The 14,853-nt window shown below is 43.1% G+C and carries 14 protein-coding genes; 6 read left to right on the top strand and 8 right to left on the bottom strand.

The features are described 5' to 3' along the window. Positions 1-12 precede the first annotated feature (12 nt). The 4 genes from Q8W26_RS01930 to Q8W26_RS01915 are packed head-to-tail and all read left to right on the top strand — an operon-like array spanning position 13 to position 3,057. On the top strand, positions 13-720 hold the full coding sequence (locus tag Q8W26_RS01930) for a FlgO family outer membrane protein (RefSeq protein ID WP_101212983.1): 708 nt from the start codon (positions 13-15) through the stop codon (positions 718-720). A gap of 4 nt (positions 721-724) precedes the next feature. Further along, positions 725-1,252 carry a FlgO family outer membrane protein gene (locus Q8W26_RS01925; protein WP_101212984.1) on the top strand — a complete coding sequence of 176 codons (528 nt, stop codon included), beginning with the start codon at positions 725-727 and terminating at the stop codon, positions 1,250-1,252. 25 nt (positions 1,253-1,277) lie between these two features. Then, on the top strand, positions 1,278-1,580 hold the full coding sequence (locus tag Q8W26_RS01920; RefSeq protein WP_101212985.1) for a hypothetical protein: 303 nt from the start codon (positions 1,278-1,280) through the stop codon (positions 1,578-1,580). A gap of 19 nt (positions 1,581-1,599) precedes the next feature. After that, a complete protein-coding gene (locus tag Q8W26_RS01915; protein WP_101212986.1) occupies positions 1,600-3,057 on the top strand; it encodes an HDOD domain-containing protein in 1,458 nt (485 codons plus the stop codon). A gap of 69 nt (positions 3,058-3,126) precedes the next feature. Here the strand turns inward: Q8W26_RS01915 and Q8W26_RS01910 are convergent, their stop codons facing one another. From Q8W26_RS01910 to Q8W26_RS01875, 8 genes are all read right to left on the bottom strand, one after another. Further along, positions 3,127-3,783, bottom strand: coding sequence for a 3-oxoacid CoA-transferase subunit B (locus tag Q8W26_RS01910; RefSeq protein WP_101212987.1), 657 nt, complete (start codon positions 3,781-3,783; stop codon positions 3,127-3,129). 2 nt (positions 3,784-3,785) lie between these two features. Next, on the bottom strand, positions 3,786-4,487 hold the full coding sequence (locus tag Q8W26_RS01905) for a CoA transferase subunit A (RefSeq protein WP_101212988.1): 702 nt from the start codon (positions 4,485-4,487) through the stop codon (positions 3,786-3,788). Between the two features lie 180 nt (positions 4,488-4,667). Next, the gene (locus Q8W26_RS01900) at positions 4,668-5,561 is read right to left on the bottom strand and encodes a hydroxymethylglutaryl-CoA lyase (protein WP_101212989.1); all 894 of its coding nucleotides are present in this window, start codon (positions 5,559-5,561) and stop codon (positions 4,668-4,670) included. 3 nt (positions 5,562-5,564) lie between these two features. Continuing rightward, the gene (locus Q8W26_RS01895; protein WP_101212990.1) at positions 5,565-7,571 is read right to left on the bottom strand and encodes an acetyl/propionyl/methylcrotonyl-CoA carboxylase subunit alpha; all 2,007 of its coding nucleotides are present in this window, start codon (positions 7,569-7,571) and stop codon (positions 5,565-5,567) included. An 11-nt stretch (positions 7,572-7,582) separates the two neighbouring features. Beyond that, on the bottom strand, positions 7,583-8,395 hold the full coding sequence (locus Q8W26_RS01890; protein ID WP_101212991.1) for an enoyl-CoA hydratase-related protein: 813 nt from the start codon (positions 8,393-8,395) through the stop codon (positions 7,583-7,585). A gap of 12 nt (positions 8,396-8,407) precedes the next feature. Further along, a complete protein-coding gene (locus Q8W26_RS01885; RefSeq protein ID WP_101212992.1) occupies positions 8,408-10,015 on the bottom strand; it encodes a carboxyl transferase domain-containing protein in 1,608 nt (535 codons plus the stop codon). Between the two features lie 142 nt (positions 10,016-10,157). Beyond that, complete coding sequence (locus tag Q8W26_RS01880; RefSeq protein ID WP_101212993.1) at positions 10,158-11,327, bottom strand: isovaleryl-CoA dehydrogenase; 1,170 nt, start codon at positions 11,325-11,327, stop codon at positions 10,158-10,160. A 25-nt stretch (positions 11,328-11,352) separates the two neighbouring features. Further along, complete coding sequence (locus tag Q8W26_RS01875; RefSeq protein ID WP_101212994.1) at positions 11,353-11,739, bottom strand: MerR family DNA-binding transcriptional regulator; 387 nt, start codon at positions 11,737-11,739, stop codon at positions 11,353-11,355. A 271-nt stretch (positions 11,740-12,010) separates the two neighbouring features. Here Q8W26_RS01875 and Q8W26_RS01870 point away from each other — a divergent pair, with 271 nt between their 5' ends. Continuing rightward, a complete protein-coding gene (locus Q8W26_RS01870) occupies positions 12,011-13,900 on the top strand; it encodes a propionyl-CoA synthetase (protein WP_101212995.1) in 1,890 nt (629 codons plus the stop codon). Positions 13,901-14,021: 121 nt separating this feature from the next. Then, positions 14,022-14,819: a sporulation protein gene (locus tag Q8W26_RS01865; RefSeq protein WP_101212996.1), complete on the top strand. Its 798-nt coding sequence runs from the start codon at positions 14,022-14,024 to the stop codon at positions 14,817-14,819. Positions 14,820-14,853 lie beyond the last annotated feature (34 nt).

Here is a 14,853-nt window from a genome sequence, read left to right as displayed (position 1 = left end):
GTAGGTAAAAAGATGAAAAAATATAGTCTCTTATTAACCCTTTTTCTTGGCGGCTGTAGCGTAATCAATAGCCCGTTTCAAGAAGTGGCAGGAAAAGATAGTCAGCAGATGATTGAAAAAAAGCAAGCTGAACGTGCTGAACATTCAGTGAGCTACTATGATGCCCCATTAATTAAGAACGTTAATCATTACTCTAAATGGGTAGTACAAGACTTATTAACGGACTTTGACATGCCTGATAATAGAGCTGTTTTTGCCGTTGCTGATTTTGCGTTACTCGATTCAGGTTTGCGAACAACCAATCACTTTGGTCGCCAATTAACTGAGGCAATAATGCACCAAATCAATCGTGCTGGTTACTCGGTTATCGATATCAAGTCGAGCAGTTCGCTTAAGCTTAATGAGCAAGGGGATTTATTCTTTCAGACTGAAGTTCCTGATGAGCTGTCTGATGACATCGCCGCAACCTATATTGCAAATGGGACTATGACTAGACACAGAGGGGGCTACATTTTAAATGCTCGGGTGGTAGATGTTGAAAGTAATGCATTGGTTAGTTCGGCTCAGATTTTTGTTCCTCATGACGTTGTCGATTCGGTGCTATTAGAAGGGCATGTGCCACAAGCAGTTAACCCAACAACGGGAGAGGGCGAACCTGAGGCACCGCCTCTACCTGCTCCTAATCGTATTGCAATCACTGAAGCTGATACACAAGAGTAAGACTATGACCCTAATAAAACGTATGATTACAACTTTGTCGAGTGCAACACTGCTGGTCGGGGCTGCAGGTTGCAGTACTAGCTATACAGAAGATGAAGTTGAAGTATTAAATAGTCATGGTAAACCTTTAGTTAAGGTTTTTACCTTCCACACCCACCAACTGGTTAGTGATTATACCGATCGGCTCGCTCATGACTTAGTTTCAGATTATCGTGGCGCAGAGTGGGACTCACCACTCGTTATTACTAAGTTCAATGCGTTACAAGGTGAGTCATACAGTGACGTGCAATTAGGGTTATTAGTGAGTGAAAGTCTTGTTGGTCAAATTCAAAAGTATCAAATCCCTGTTGTAGTTGGGTATACCAATAGTAAAGATGAATTAACAGACAAAGCAAAATATATATTATATGGTGTGCTAGTAGAAAATGAGCGAGGCTATGAAGTGAATGCGAGAATTCTAGACTCCACAACACAAGTCATTGTATCGTCTGCGACTACCATCATTCCAAAGTACGTGGTCGAGTCACTTTAGTGATTAATTAAAAGTAGAGCTTTTTATGAAATTATTTATGGGTATGTTTATTTGTTTGTTTTTTGCCAGTGGCTGTTCTATTGTTTCTAGTGATGAACGTGCGCAACAAATGAAGACGCAACAACGCGATAAAGAAATTCAGCGTTTACTTGCGCTAGAATCGAATGTGGTGAAAATTGTTAATGCCTTGGAAAAAAAAGTGGGTGAGACTGAAGGTGAAGGTATTGACGAACCTTCCGAGGATAATAAAGAGAAAACCATACGCAGTAGCGGTGAAAGCATGCGCTGTCCTAATGCTAAGTTAACGACATTAGGACACTGCTTTTAAATCTTAATTTCAATAAGGTGTGTCTATCGATACGGATTTTTGGGTCAACAAACTAAGCCAACAAGAGTTACCAGCATTGGCCTCTACGGTAAAGAATCTCGCCTTACTTTCTGAAGACGACCTAACCTCTTTGTCTGATATAGGTCGCTCAGTTACCCATGATTCCGCATTAACTTCTTGTATTTTAAGGGTTGCCAACCGTCCGGGGCGGAGTCATGTTCAAGTGACGACTGTCAGTCGAGCTTGTGTTGTTTTAGGTTTTAAGCGCTTAAGAAATGTCTGCTTAACCTCAACGTTATTAAGCGGTTTGCTAAAAAGCAAAAAGTTATCCAAGCCCGTCTACTTCCAATTAATTAAGTTGATGTCAAAATCGTTTTATGCGGCGATGATTTCAAAAATGATGATGTCAGCCTATGACGAAGACACTCAAGAAGAAATCTTTATTGCGACTTTATTGTATCACTTAGGTGAAAGTGCATTTTGGAGTATTGGCGGAAAAGTGACTGAGCAGTTAGAGCATCGATTACGGCACACAACAGATACCGAAGCTAGAGAAAAAGTAGCTGAACAATACTTAGGTGCAAGCTTTGAAGCAATTAATAGAGGGCTAGTGAAAGCTTGGAATTTAAGTGAGGTATTAGTTAAAGCGCATGATAATCCAAATAGCAGAACACCTGAATTACAGGTCATAAAAATCGCTGACCGTTTAAGTGATTGCTTACTTGAAAGCCAATCATTACCAAGTGTGAAAAACAAACTTTTACAAAAAGTCAGTCAGTATATGCAATTAGATGTTCCTTCTGTGGTACGTCGAGTGAATCGTTGTAATGAGCAGACAATTTCAATGTTAGAGGCATTGGGAATCGATGTGCTTAAACAGTTTTTACCAACACAGCCAGTGATTTACATTCCTTTGAATGAGCCTTCAGAGAGGGGGGGTGTAAGTGTCCATCATAACTCTTGTGAGCAATTAAAACAGCAATTAAACTTCTTGCAACAGTTAACTCACCTAGCCAGTGAAGGTATTGGGCTTAATCAGTATTTAGAAACAGTTGTACAAGGCTTAGAGTCTGTATTAAATGTGGACCGCGCTTTAGTGCTGATGTTTGAGCGAGATGGGGCTAGAGTCGTATCAAGGTTCGCAAACCCTTCGTGCGATTTAGCGTCCCAACAACAGTTTAAATTCTCATGTCGCGCTCAAAATGATCTCTTCATTACTATTGGCCAAGAGTGTGATCCTGTTTGGGTAAGAGAACAAGTAGGGGAAAAGTACAAGCGGTTGTTAAGTAAAGAGCTCCAAGCTGTGACCAGCGATAAAGGCTTCTTTATTGCTCCGCTTCTCACTAATAATAAGTGTATTGGTTTCGTATTTGTTGATCGGCGACAGTCTAATAAAGGATTTGTAAGTCATGAGTTTGATACTTTTTCACATGTGATTAAACTGATGAATTTAAGTTTGTACCAAGTGCTAAATTAATGAGCTCGGAAATGAAAAAGCTGTGTTATCTCTAACACAGCTTTTTATGATGTGAAGGGCCCATTAAATCTAGCACTTCATCTCAGGTACATCATCTGGCACGACAAGTTTGCCTGCCGTTTTCTCGATGATTTCACCAACACTCACACCAGGTGCTCGTTCAAGTAAGTGAAATGCACCATCTTTTATTTCTAGTACCGCGAGGTCAGTGACCACTTTCTTGATACATTGTGCGCCCGTTAATGGCAGAGTACAGCTATCAAGCAGTTTAGAATTGCCTTTTTTATCCGCATGCATCATGGTCACGATGATATTATCAGCGCCAGCGACTAGATCCATTGCGCCGCCCATGCCTTTAATTAACTTTCCTGGGATCATCCAAGAAGCGATGTTACCGCTAACATCAACTTCAAAAGCACCTAGTACGGTTAAATCTACATGACCACCACGGATCATGGCAAAGCTTTCAGCGGAAGAGAATAATGAGGCTCCGGTTGCCATGGTCACCGTTTGTTTACCCGCATTAATAAGGTCGGCATCGACTTCCTCTTCAGTTGGGAATTGTCCCATACCCAATAAACCATTTTCTGATTGCAGCATTACTTCCATGCCCTCAGGGACATAGTTTGCCACTAGGGTTGGGATACCAATACCTAAGTTGACATAAAAGCCATCTTGTAATTCTTGTGCGATACGAGCAGCGATTTGTTCACGAGTTAACGACATAATTAACCCTCCCTTACTGTGCGTTGTTCAATACGTTTTTCAAAGGTACCTTTGATAACACGATCGACGTAAATCCCTGGTGTATGGATAAAGTTAGGATCTAGTTCACCCGCTGGAACGATTTCTTCAACTTCAACAACCGTAATTTTTCCGGCTGTAGCCATCATTGGGTTAAAGTTCATTGCAGTGTTGCGAAATATTAGATTGCCCATAGTATCAGCTTTCCATGCTTTGATTAGCGCAAAGTCAGCAGTCAATGATGGCTCTAAAACATAGTGACGACCGTCGATCTCACGTGTTTCTTTACCATCAGCCACAGGCGTACCGTAACCTGTTGCGGTGAAAAATGCTGGAATACCCGCACCACCGGCACGAATTTTTTCAGCAAGTGTCCCTTGCGGCGTTAAAATAACATCCAACTCACCACTTAGCATTTGTTGTTCAAACAAGGCGTTTTCACCAACGTATGAAGCATAAATTCGACTGATTTGTTTCTTTTGTAATAATAAACCAAGGCCAAAGTCATCAACACCGGCATTGTTTGAAATACATGTTAGGCCTTTAACGCCTAAATCACGCATTTTAATAATTAAATTCTCTGGGATGCCACAAAGGCCGAAACCGCCGACCATCAGTGTCATATCATCGGTTAGACCTGCTAATGCTTCGTCATAACTGGTGACTACTTTATTAAAACCTGCCACTTCTCTCTCCTTATTAAACCCTTTGCTTGAGTATTATTAACCTGTTGTACAAACTCTATTCGATATAGTCTATACAAATTAGCTAATATACGGCTAAAGGACGATATAGATTGTGATGCTGTATCAATTAATTTTGCTTATTATCGCCTGTAGTGTAAATGCTACTATAGGGCACTATCGTTATACTTTTATGGCTAAAGACACTTTAGAATTTGGTTGCCTGCCTAAGGCTTCACTGATTTGCCAGCCAGCTTGAGCTAAAGTTTCTAAATTAACCCCATGAACAATGCCTAAGCCATTTAGCATGTAGACTAATTCTTCAGTGGCAACATTTCCCGATGCACCTTTTGCATATGGGCAGCCGCCTAATCCGGCTACGGCACTATCAACAACACTAATACCACACTCTAGTGCACTATAGATATTGGCTAGGGCTTGGCCATAAGTGTCGTGGAAGTGCACTGCTAGTTGATTAATTGGTACTAATTTAGTGACTTCTGCAATCAATGCCTTAACTGCCAATGGGGTACCGACACCAACAGTATCACCTAGGCTAACTTCATAACAGCCCATATCAATTAACTTTTTAGCGACTTTAGCAACTTGTGTTGGGGCTATTTTTCCCTCATACGGGCAACCTAGAACACAAGAGACATAACCACGTACTTTGATACCACGGGCTTTGGCTTGTTCGATAACTGGGGTAAAACGCTCAATTGACTCATCAATGGAACAGTTAATATTCTTTTGACTAAAGCTTTCAGAAGCCGCGCCAAAAATAGCGACTTCATCGGCATCTGCTGCAATCGCAGCGTTAAAGCCTTGTAAGTTAGGAGTTAGCGCAGCAAAAGTAATACCGTCGGTACGCTCAATTTTGGCAAACACCTCACTACTATCTGCCATCTGCGGTACCCACTTGGGGGAAACAAAGCTGCCTGTTTCAATGTATTTTAATCCGGCCTGGCTTAGCGAATTTATCAGATTAACTTTATCATCTAGGCTAACAGGCTTTTCATTTTGCAGGCCGTCTCGCGGGCCGACTTCAACAATTTTTACAAATTCAGGAAGTGACATAGCTTAACCCTCCGTCGCGGTTAGATCGATTAACAGTTCACCGTCTTTAACCATATCCCCAGTGTGAAAATAGACCTCATTGACCGTGCCGTCGTGCGGTGCAGTGATGCTGTATTCCATTTTCATCGCTTCCATAATCACTAGCACGTCACCTGCTTTGACTAATTGATTTGCATTCACTGGCACATCAACAATAGTACCATTCATTGGCGCGGTTAATTTGTCATCACTTTCATCCACCTCAAAGCTGTTGCCATCATGGTATTTACGGCTAAAGTGGTGAACTTCTTGTTTTATGAATAAACTAACTTGTTGAGTAGAGATATCAGTGAGTAAGCTCGTCTTGTGGCCATTAATCGTCGCAACAAGGTGATCATTATCGAGTATCGCTGTTGCAATAAATGCCTGACCATCGAAGGTGAAACGATAGCTGTCGTTCAGTTGCTCTACACTAATTAAATGCGAGTTTTCATGACTGTCGGTTAACTCTATAGTATGAAGAGCTGACTCGTTTAAGCGCCATGCATTGGTCGCGCCCCATGGTGAAAATGGGTCGTTATCTTGTAAGTGTACGGCTGGGCTTGCTTGATGCTTTTGCTGCTCTAAGATAGCGAGTGAAGCAAGCATTAAAGCCCTGTAGCAAGTCTCGTTTTTTGGCGTAAATAATAAGTCCTGATGCTTCTCAATAAAGCCCGTATCAAGTTCAGCGTCTTTAAAAGGCTGGGCATCGACTAAGTTAGCTAGAAAACCGAGATTGGTTTTTAAGCCGCCAATGCGGTAGTCCTCTAAGGCTCGTGACATTCGGGCAATAGCGCGCTCACGCGTATCATCCCAAACAATAAGCTTGGCAATCATTGGGTCGTAAAAACTACTGACCTGATCGTTTTGTATCACACCAGTATCAACACGAACATGATTACTCGCTGGTGGCTGACGTAAATAATCTAAGCTACCTGTTGCCGGTAGAAACTCGTTATCAGGGTCTTCGGCGTAAATACGCACTTCAATAGAGTGGCCATCAATAGTGACTTGTTCTTGGTTAAGTGGCAAGGGTTCACCATAAGCGGCTTTTAGCTGCCAACTCACTAAATCAAGCCCCGTAATCATTTCTGTTACTGGGTGTTCAACTTGTAGGCGAGTATTCATCTCCATGAAATAAAAAGAGCCGTCTTCATCAAATAAGAATTCAACCGTACCTGCGCCTTGATAATTAATCGCTTTGGCAGCGGCTACAGCCGCTTCACCCATAGCAACACGGGTTTCTTGACTTAAATTAGGGGCAGGAGCTTCCTCAATGACTTTTTGATGACGACGTTGAATTGAACAGTCACGCTCAGATAGATAAATGCAGTTACCATGACTGTCGGCAAAAACTTGAATCTCAACGTGACGAGGCTTAGTTAAGTAACGTTCAATCAACATCTTATCATTACCAAAACCAGCAATGGCTTCACGTTTGGTTGACGCGAGTGCAGCGTCAAATTCATCCTCGCTCCATACAACGCGCATACCTTTACCACCACCGCCATAAGCGGCTTTTAGGAGCTGTGGGTAGCCAATCTCAGCGGATTGTTGTTTTAAAAAAGCAGGATCTTGTTCTTCACCATGATAACCTGGCACTAATGGTACGCCCGCATTAGTCATGATTTCTTTAGCGGCACTTTTAGAGCCCATCGCATCGATTGCTGCAACAGGTGGTCCGATAAAAGTAATATCATTATCTAGGCAGGCTTGGGCAAACTCGACATTTTCAGACATGAAGCCATAACCCGGGTGAATGGCTTGTGCGCCTGATTCTTTGGCTGCGGCTAAGATATTATCCATTTTTAGATACGAGTCTTTGGCTGGCGCTGGGCCAATATGAAACGCTTCATCGGCCATTTTAACGTGTAACGCATCTTTATCTGCGTCAGAATAGAGTGCAACACAGCGAATGCCTAACTCGTGACAGGTCTTAATAATACGACAGGCTATCTCACCACGATTGGCAATTAAAATTTTATCGAACATGAGCTAATTCCTTAATCTTGCTTATTAAGCCAACGAGGGCTACGTTTTTCTAAGAATGAACTAAGGCCTTCTTGACCTTCTTCTGAGACTCTAATCGCGGCGATACGCTCAGAGGTACCGTGAATAGTTGCTTCATTGATTTCTTTATCAGCAACAAAGTGAATCAGCTCTTTGGCTTGGGTCATGGCTGCTGGACTATTGGCTAAGAGGGCGTCGACGATAGGCATTGCACTATTGAGTAACGCATCGTCACCTTCTTCGTCACAAATGTGGTGGACTAAGCCAAACTGTAAGGCTTGTTCTGCTCTAAATCGCTCCGCGGTTAAGAAGTAGCGTTGAGCTTGACGTCGACCTATCGCAGCAACAACGTATGGGCTGATTACAGCAGGAATTAAGCCTATTTTAACTTCACTTAAACAGAAGCTGGCACGGTTAGTCGCGACAGCAATGTCACAACAAGCCACTAAGCCAACGGCACCGCCAAACGCCGCCCCTTGAACGAGAGCTATTGTTGGCTTTGGCGACTGAGCGATTACTTGCATCAATCTGGCTAGCACCCCTGCATCATCAAGGTTTTCTTGATAATTTTTCTTGGCCATTGATCGCATCCAGTTAAGGTCTGCGCCTGCTGAAAAGTTTTTACCTAACGAGCGTAAAATCAGCACGCGAGCTTTAGGTTCTGCGCTTAAGGTTTCGAATGCATTGATTAACTGGGCAATCATTTCATCATCAAAGGCGTTATGCACTGCTTGGCGTAACATAGTGATGGTAGCGATACCACGGTCATCAATATTAGTTGCAACATACTGGTGAGGTTGAGTCATGTGCTGTTACTCCTACATTCTAAAGATACCGAATTTGGTATCTTCGATTTCTTTATTTAAAGCGGCGCTAATCGCTAAGCCTAGGACTTGTCGTGTTTGTGCGGGATCGATAATGCCATCGTCCCATAAGCGTGCACTAGCATAATAAGGGTTACCTTGCGCTTCGTATTGTTCGATGATGGGTGCTTTAAATTCATCTTGTTGTTGCTCGGTCATGCTTTCGCCTTTACGTGCCAAACCGTCTTGACGAACTTGGGTTAACACGCCAGCCGCTTGCTCGCCGCCCATTACTGAGATACGTGAGTTTGGCCACATCCACATCATGGTTGGATCGTAAGCACGGCCACACATGCCATAGTTACCTGCACCATAACTGCCACCGATTAATACGGTAAATTTAGGGACTTTAGCACAAGACACGGCTGTTACCATCTTCGCGCCATGTTTAGCGATACCTTCGGCTTCGTATTTTTGACCCACCATAAAACCGGTGATGTTTTGTAAAAATACTAATGGAATTTTGCGCTGACAACACAGCTCAATAAAGTGTGCGCCTTTTTGTGCAGATTCAGAAAATAAGATCCCGTTATTAGCGACAATACCCACCGGATAACCGTGAATACGAGCAAAGCCACACACTAAAGTCGAACCATAGTATTGCTTGAATTCATCAAACTCAGACCCATCAACGACACGAGCAATCACTTCTTTAACATCAAACGGCTTTTTCAAGTCGGTACCGACGATCCCGTAGAGCTCTTTGGCATCGTATAATGGCTCAACACTTGGCAACAGACTTAAGTTTGGCTTTTTGACATGATTAATACGGCTAATTGCTTGGCGCACTAGCTGTAATGCATGCTCATCATTTTGCGCGTAATGATCACTTACCCCAGAGACTTTACAGTGAACGTCTGCACCGCCAAGGTCTTCTGCGCTCACTTCTTCACCTGTGGCTGCTTTTACTAAGGGTGGGCCGGCAAGGAAAATAGTCCCTTGCTCTTTAACGATGATTGACTCATCTGCCATTGCTGGAACATAAGCACCACCAGCGGTACATAAGCCCATTACAGAAGCAATTTGTGGAATGCCTTGCGCTGACATATTGGCTTGGTTAAAGAAGATACGACCAAAATGGTCACGATCTGGAAATACTTCATCCTGACGCGGTAGGAAAGCACCACCTGAATCGACTAAATAAATACACGGCAGGTGACAACGCTCGGCGATATCTTGCGCGCGTAGGTGCTTCTTAACGGTCAGTGGGTAATAAGTCCCCCCTTTTACCGTCGCGTCATTGGCGACAATCATACATTCGACACCGGAAACACGTCCAATACCAGCGACAACACCCGCACAAGGGACATAGTCTTCGTAGCATTGCCATGCCGCAAATTGACTAATCTCTAAAAAAGGTGAGCCTTGATCAATTAAGGTATTAATCCGGTCGCGAGCAAGCATTTTGCCACGGGATTGATGACGCTGTTGTGCGACTTCGCCACCACCTTGCTTTAATTTTTCAATATTGGCGTTTAGTTCATCAACTAAGTCTTGCATAGCCGTACTTTTATCAATGAATTCTTGACTGCGGGTATTGATCTTACTGGAGATTGTAGCCACTAGATAGCTCCTCGTTATTATTAGGGGAACGCTTCATTGGGCTAGGGGAGTTTATTGATATGAATATTACGAACGCATTAACGCTGCGTTCGTAATGTTGATTAGTACTGACCCCTAGTGAAACGTTTGACGCACAATAGGGTTATTTCGATTCTGAGAATAATTCACGGCCAATTAACATACGGCGAATTTCAGAGGTGCCGGCACCAATTTCATAGAGCTTGGCATCACGTAGTAGGCGACCTGCGGCAAATTCATTAATGTAACCGTTACCGCCAAGTAGTTGGATTGTATCCAGTGCCATTTTAGTTGCTAATTCAGCACTGTATAAGATGACTCCTGCGCTGTCTTTACGCGTTGTTTCACCGCGGCCACATGATTGAGCAACATTGTAGGCATAGCTTTTTGCTGCGTTCATTTGTGTATACATATCGGCAATCTTGCCTTGAACTAGCTGGAATTCACCAATAGATTTACCGAACTGAACACGATCATGAATATACGGTACCACTAGATCCATACACGCATCCATGATACCTAATGGGCCACCTGTTAACACAACACGTTCATAATCAAGACCGCTCATTAAGACCTTAACACCTTCGTTAAGCTTACCTAAGATGTTTTCTTCTGGTACTTCACAGTCTTGGAAGACAAGCTCACAAGTATTTGAACCGCGCATTCCTAATTTGTCTAGTTTCTGTGCTTGACTAAAGCCTTTAAAGCCACGCTCGATGATGAAAGCGGTAATGCCGTGAGGGCCTTTCTCTGTATCTGTTTTTGCATAAACAACATAAGTATGTGCATCAGGACCATTAGTGATCCACATTTTGTTGCCGTTTAAGATAAAGCGATCGCCTTCTTTACGCGCGTTCAGCTTCATTGAAACGACATCTGACCCCGCATTGGGTTCACTCATCGCAAGGGCACCGATGTGTTCTCCGCTAACAAGCTTTGGTAGATATTTTTCTTTTTGTGCTTGATTACCGTTACGGTGAATTTGGTTCACACACAGGTTTGAATGTGCACCGTAGCTTAACCCTACTGACGCGCTGGCGCGGCTGATCTCTTGCATTGCAACCATATGCGCTAAGTAGCCCATATCGACGCCGCCAAACTCTTCGGAAACGGTTATGCCTAATAATCCCATGTCACCAAATTTACGCCATAAGTCTGCTGGAAATTGGTTATCTAAATCGATTTGCTCAGCACGCGGTGCAATTTCATCTCTGGCAAATGCGTTAACAGTGTCGCGTAACATGTCAATTGTTTCGCCAAGGCCAAAGTTTAATGAACTGAATGTTGATTGCATGGGGTCTCCAAAAACCGCTTAGCGGTTAAGTTAGGTCTTTTAATTCGCTGCGACAGCGAGTTTCTACCGAACTAAGCTCCATCAAAACTACAGTGATATCTTCCATTTGCTGTTGAAGGTGTTGTTTTTTCTCATCTATCAACGTCAACATGGTATGTAGTTGTTGGACACTTGAACGGTCAGCGTCATATAAATCAAATAAACGTCTTGTTTCTGCTAAGGAAAAACCAAGGCGTTTACCGCGTAAAATTAGTTTCAGGCGTACACGGTCTTGTGGGCTATACACGCGAGTTTGTCCTCGACGTAACGGCTTAATTAAACCTTGATCTTCATAAAACCTGATGCTCCGAGTGGTTACATCAAACTCTTTTGAAAGATCGCTAATTGAAAATGTTTTTTGTGTTTCTAACATAAGACACAGTCCTGAAGTTTGTTATACCGTACTTGAAGTTTACGTAAAGGTAAAGATTTTATTTTTCCATCTCAACTTTACTCACTAAAAATAAGGCTTTCAATAAGTTAATTTCCCCCATTATAAGTGGTCTTACCGTAATTTCTAGTGCTCTTAGCGCTAAGTCTAATGTTTCAACGTTACTTTAACGTGTTAGTTATATATTAGCTGTTTTTTGTACAGGTGAAGTATGAAAAACGCACTAATAATAACAATCTAATGGGGTGCAAAGATGAGTGAATTGGCAAATTACCAACAGTGGGTAACGCAAGCTACTGAAGAACCGGAACATTATTGGAGGAATGCCGCTGAGGCTATTAGCTGGGATCGTCAGGCTGATACCATTCTTGATGATGCTGATAAGCCGTTTTATCGTTGGTTTGCGGGTGCAGAGCTCAACACGTGTTTTAATGCTGTAGATCGCCATGTTATTGATGGCTATGGCGAGCAAGATGCCATCATTTATGACTCCCCCGTCACAGGAACAAAACAGAAAATCACCTATTTACAACTGCAACAGCAGGTGGCGTCACTTGCTGGAGCAATGGCAAGTGCGGGGGTTACAAAAGGTGATCGCGTGGTGATTTATATGCCAATGATCCCACAAACACTAGTCGCCATGTTAGCTTGTGCCAGACTCGGTGCAATTCACTCTGTCGTATTTGGTGGCTTTGCTGCGCCTGAATTAGCAACGCGAATTGATGACGCCAAACCCAAGCTAGTATTATCGGCTTCTTGTGGTATTGAGCCTAATCGATTGATCCCCTACAAACCATTGCTTGATGAAGCTATTGAGTTATCAACACATAAACCCGATCACACTATTATCTATCAGCGTCAGCAGCTGGAAGCTGAGCTACAAGTTGAAAGAGACCTCGATTGGTTAACCGCTTGTGAGCAAGCGCAGCCTCATGATTGTGTCAGCGTAAAGGCTACCGATCCACTTTACATTTTATATACCTCTGGAACGACCGGGCAACCTAAAGGTGTGGTGCGTGATAATGGTGGGCACGCCGTGGCTCTTGCGTGGTCGATGAAGCATATATATAACGTTAACCCCGGTGATGTGTTTTGGGCTGCCTCTGATGTCGGCTGGGTCGTTGGCCACTCTTATATCTGTTACGGTCCACTGATTAATCGCTGTACCACAATCGTGTTTGAAGGTAAGCCAATAGGTACACCCGATGCTGGGACATTCTGGCGAATTATCAGTGAATATCAGGTGAAAAGTTTCTTCACCGCTCCTACCGCTTTTCGTGCTATTCGTGGTTGTGACCCTGATGGTGATTTTATTAAACAATACGATATCAGCTGTTTAAGTGCATTATATTTGGCTGGGGAACGTTGTGACCCAGCAACACTTACTTGGGCGCAAGAACAGTTACAAATTCCGGTGGTAGACCATTGGTGGCAAACAGAGACAGGCTGGCCGATGGCGGCAAACTTAATTGGCGCGTGTCCAGTGCCGATAAAAGCAGGCTCACCAGCGAGAGCAGTTCCTGGATTTAATATTGAAATTGTTGATAGCGCGGGTGAGCCAGTGGTCAAAGGTGAGTCGGGAATGATTGTTGTTAAGCTCCCCCTCCCACCGGGCACTTTGCCAACGTTATGGCAAAATAACCAGCGCTATTATGATGCTTACTTAAGCCAAGTTGAGGGTTACTATTTAACTGGTGATGCTGGTTATATCGATAGCGATGATTATTTGTGGGTGATGAACCGTATTGATGATGTGATTAATGTTGCAGGACATCGTTTATCGACGGGTCGCATTGAAGAGGTGCTCAGCGAGCATGCATCAATCGCTGAAGCCGCTGTGATTGGGGTTAACGATGAGCTTAAAGGGGAGCTGCCATTGGGCCTAGTCGTATTAAGTAGCGATAATGAGCTGTCGCAGGATGAAGTCAGCAAGGAATTGATCGCATTGGTGCGAGAACACATTGGTGCAGTCGCTGCGTTTAAACACGTAGTTGTTGTTGATAAACTACCCAAGACCCGCTCGGGGAAAATTTTACGGGCTACGATGAAAAAAATAGCCAACGGCGACACTTATAAAGTGCCTGCAACTATTGAGGATGAAACAGTGCTAGCGCAAATTGCAGATGTGTTAGCTACCGCATAGTTACACTATTTAACCGTTTGACATAAAATGCCGCTGAAATACAACAGCGGCATTTTTTTATCTAGTTGATTATGTTAGCGTGTGCCAATAAACACTCAAGCTAAGCGAACAAGGAACTCTCATGTCATTTTTTAAAAAAGTATTATCGTCTGTTGGAATTGGCAGTGCGACTGTTGATACGATAATTGATAATCCTCAGTTAGCCCCAGGCGAAAGCTTAGTGGGTTATGTCGCGGTCAAAGGCGGAAGTACCGAGCAAGCTATTAATCACATCGCTGTCGCTATCTGTTGTAACTACTTTTCTGAAGAAACTTACACTGAAACAGATGAAGACGGTGAAGAAACTGAGCACACTAGAATCGTTGAACATGTGGCGAAACTAACTTCGTTTAAAGTCAGTGATAGCTTTACTACCCAAGCAGAGCAAGAGTTACGTTTCGACTTTTCTGTTGAGTTACCTTTTTATACGCCTTTGTCCCTAGGACGCTGTCAGGTGTGGGTTGATACTGATTTAGATATCGATTTTGCCTTCGATAAATCAGATAAAGACTACTTAGATGTTGTACCGTCCCCTCGTCAATCAAGTGTGCTAACGGCGATGAGTCAATTAGGCTTTGTACTCGCTGAAGTTGAGTGTGAGAAAAGCTCGCAGTTAGGCCAGCCTTTTGTTCAAGAGTTTGAATTTGAGCCACAAGGTGGTGAGTTCAGAGGTCGTGTCGATGAGGTAGAAATGTTGATGGTTAGCCATCCTGAACAGTTAGAAATTTTAGTGGAAGTGGATCGTAAAGCGCGTGGTTTAGGCGGCTTTTTCTCAGAACTCTTAGGGCGAGATGAATCAAAATTGTGGGTTGATATTAATGATTTTGAGCAAGAACAGGTAACTGAGATATTACACCAAGCGATTAGTCACCACTGTTAAGGGTTTAATAGTTAAGCTATATCTTAATTTTAAT

Source organism: Psychrobium sp. 1_MG-2023, assembly GCF_030689115.1.
In the GTDB taxonomy this organism is placed as follows: Bacteria; Pseudomonadota; Gammaproteobacteria; order Enterobacterales; family Psychrobiaceae; genus Psychrobium.
Note: the sequence above shows the minus strand (reverse complement) of the source record. Positions and strands in the feature narration are given on the sequence as shown.

What these genes read in the sequence shown, in the direction of transcription:
- Q8W26_RS01930 (WP_101212983.1), top strand. Translation starts at nt 13, where the DNA reads ATGAAAAAATATAGTCTCTTATTAACCCTTTTTCTTGGCGGCTGTAGC.
- Q8W26_RS01925 (WP_101212984.1), top strand. Translation starts at nt 725, where the DNA reads ATGACCCTAATAAAACGTATGATTACAACTTTGTCGAGTGCAACACTG.
- Q8W26_RS01920 (WP_101212985.1), top strand. Translation starts at nt 1,278, where the DNA reads ATGAAATTATTTATGGGTATGTTTATTTGTTTGTTTTTTGCCAGTGGC.
- Q8W26_RS01910 (WP_101212987.1), bottom strand. Translation starts at nt 3,783, where the DNA reads ATGTCGTTAACTCGTGAACAAATCGCTGCTCGTATCGCACAAGAATTA.
- Q8W26_RS01900 (WP_101212989.1), bottom strand. Translation starts at nt 5,561, where the DNA reads ATGTCACTTCCTGAATTTGTAAAAATTGTTGAAGTCGGCCCGCGAGAC.
- Q8W26_RS01895 (WP_101212990.1), bottom strand. Translation starts at nt 7,571, where the DNA reads ATGTTCGATAAAATTTTAATTGCCAATCGTGGTGAGATAGCCTGTCGT.
- Q8W26_RS01890 (WP_101212991.1), bottom strand. Translation starts at nt 8,395, where the DNA reads ATGACTCAACCTCACCAGTATGTTGCAACTAATATTGATGACCGTGGT.
- Q8W26_RS01880 (WP_101212993.1), bottom strand. Translation starts at nt 11,327, where the DNA reads ATGCAATCAACATTCAGTTCATTAAACTTTGGCCTTGGCGAAACAATT.
- Q8W26_RS01875 (WP_101212994.1), bottom strand. Translation starts at nt 11,739, where the DNA reads ATGTTAGAAACACAAAAAACATTTTCAATTAGCGATCTTTCAAAAGAG.
- Q8W26_RS01870 (WP_101212995.1), top strand. Translation starts at nt 12,011, where the DNA reads ATGAGTGAATTGGCAAATTACCAACAGTGGGTAACGCAAGCTACTGAA.
- Q8W26_RS01865 (WP_101212996.1), top strand. Translation starts at nt 14,022, where the DNA reads ATGTCATTTTTTAAAAAAGTATTATCGTCTGTTGGAATTGGCAGTGCG.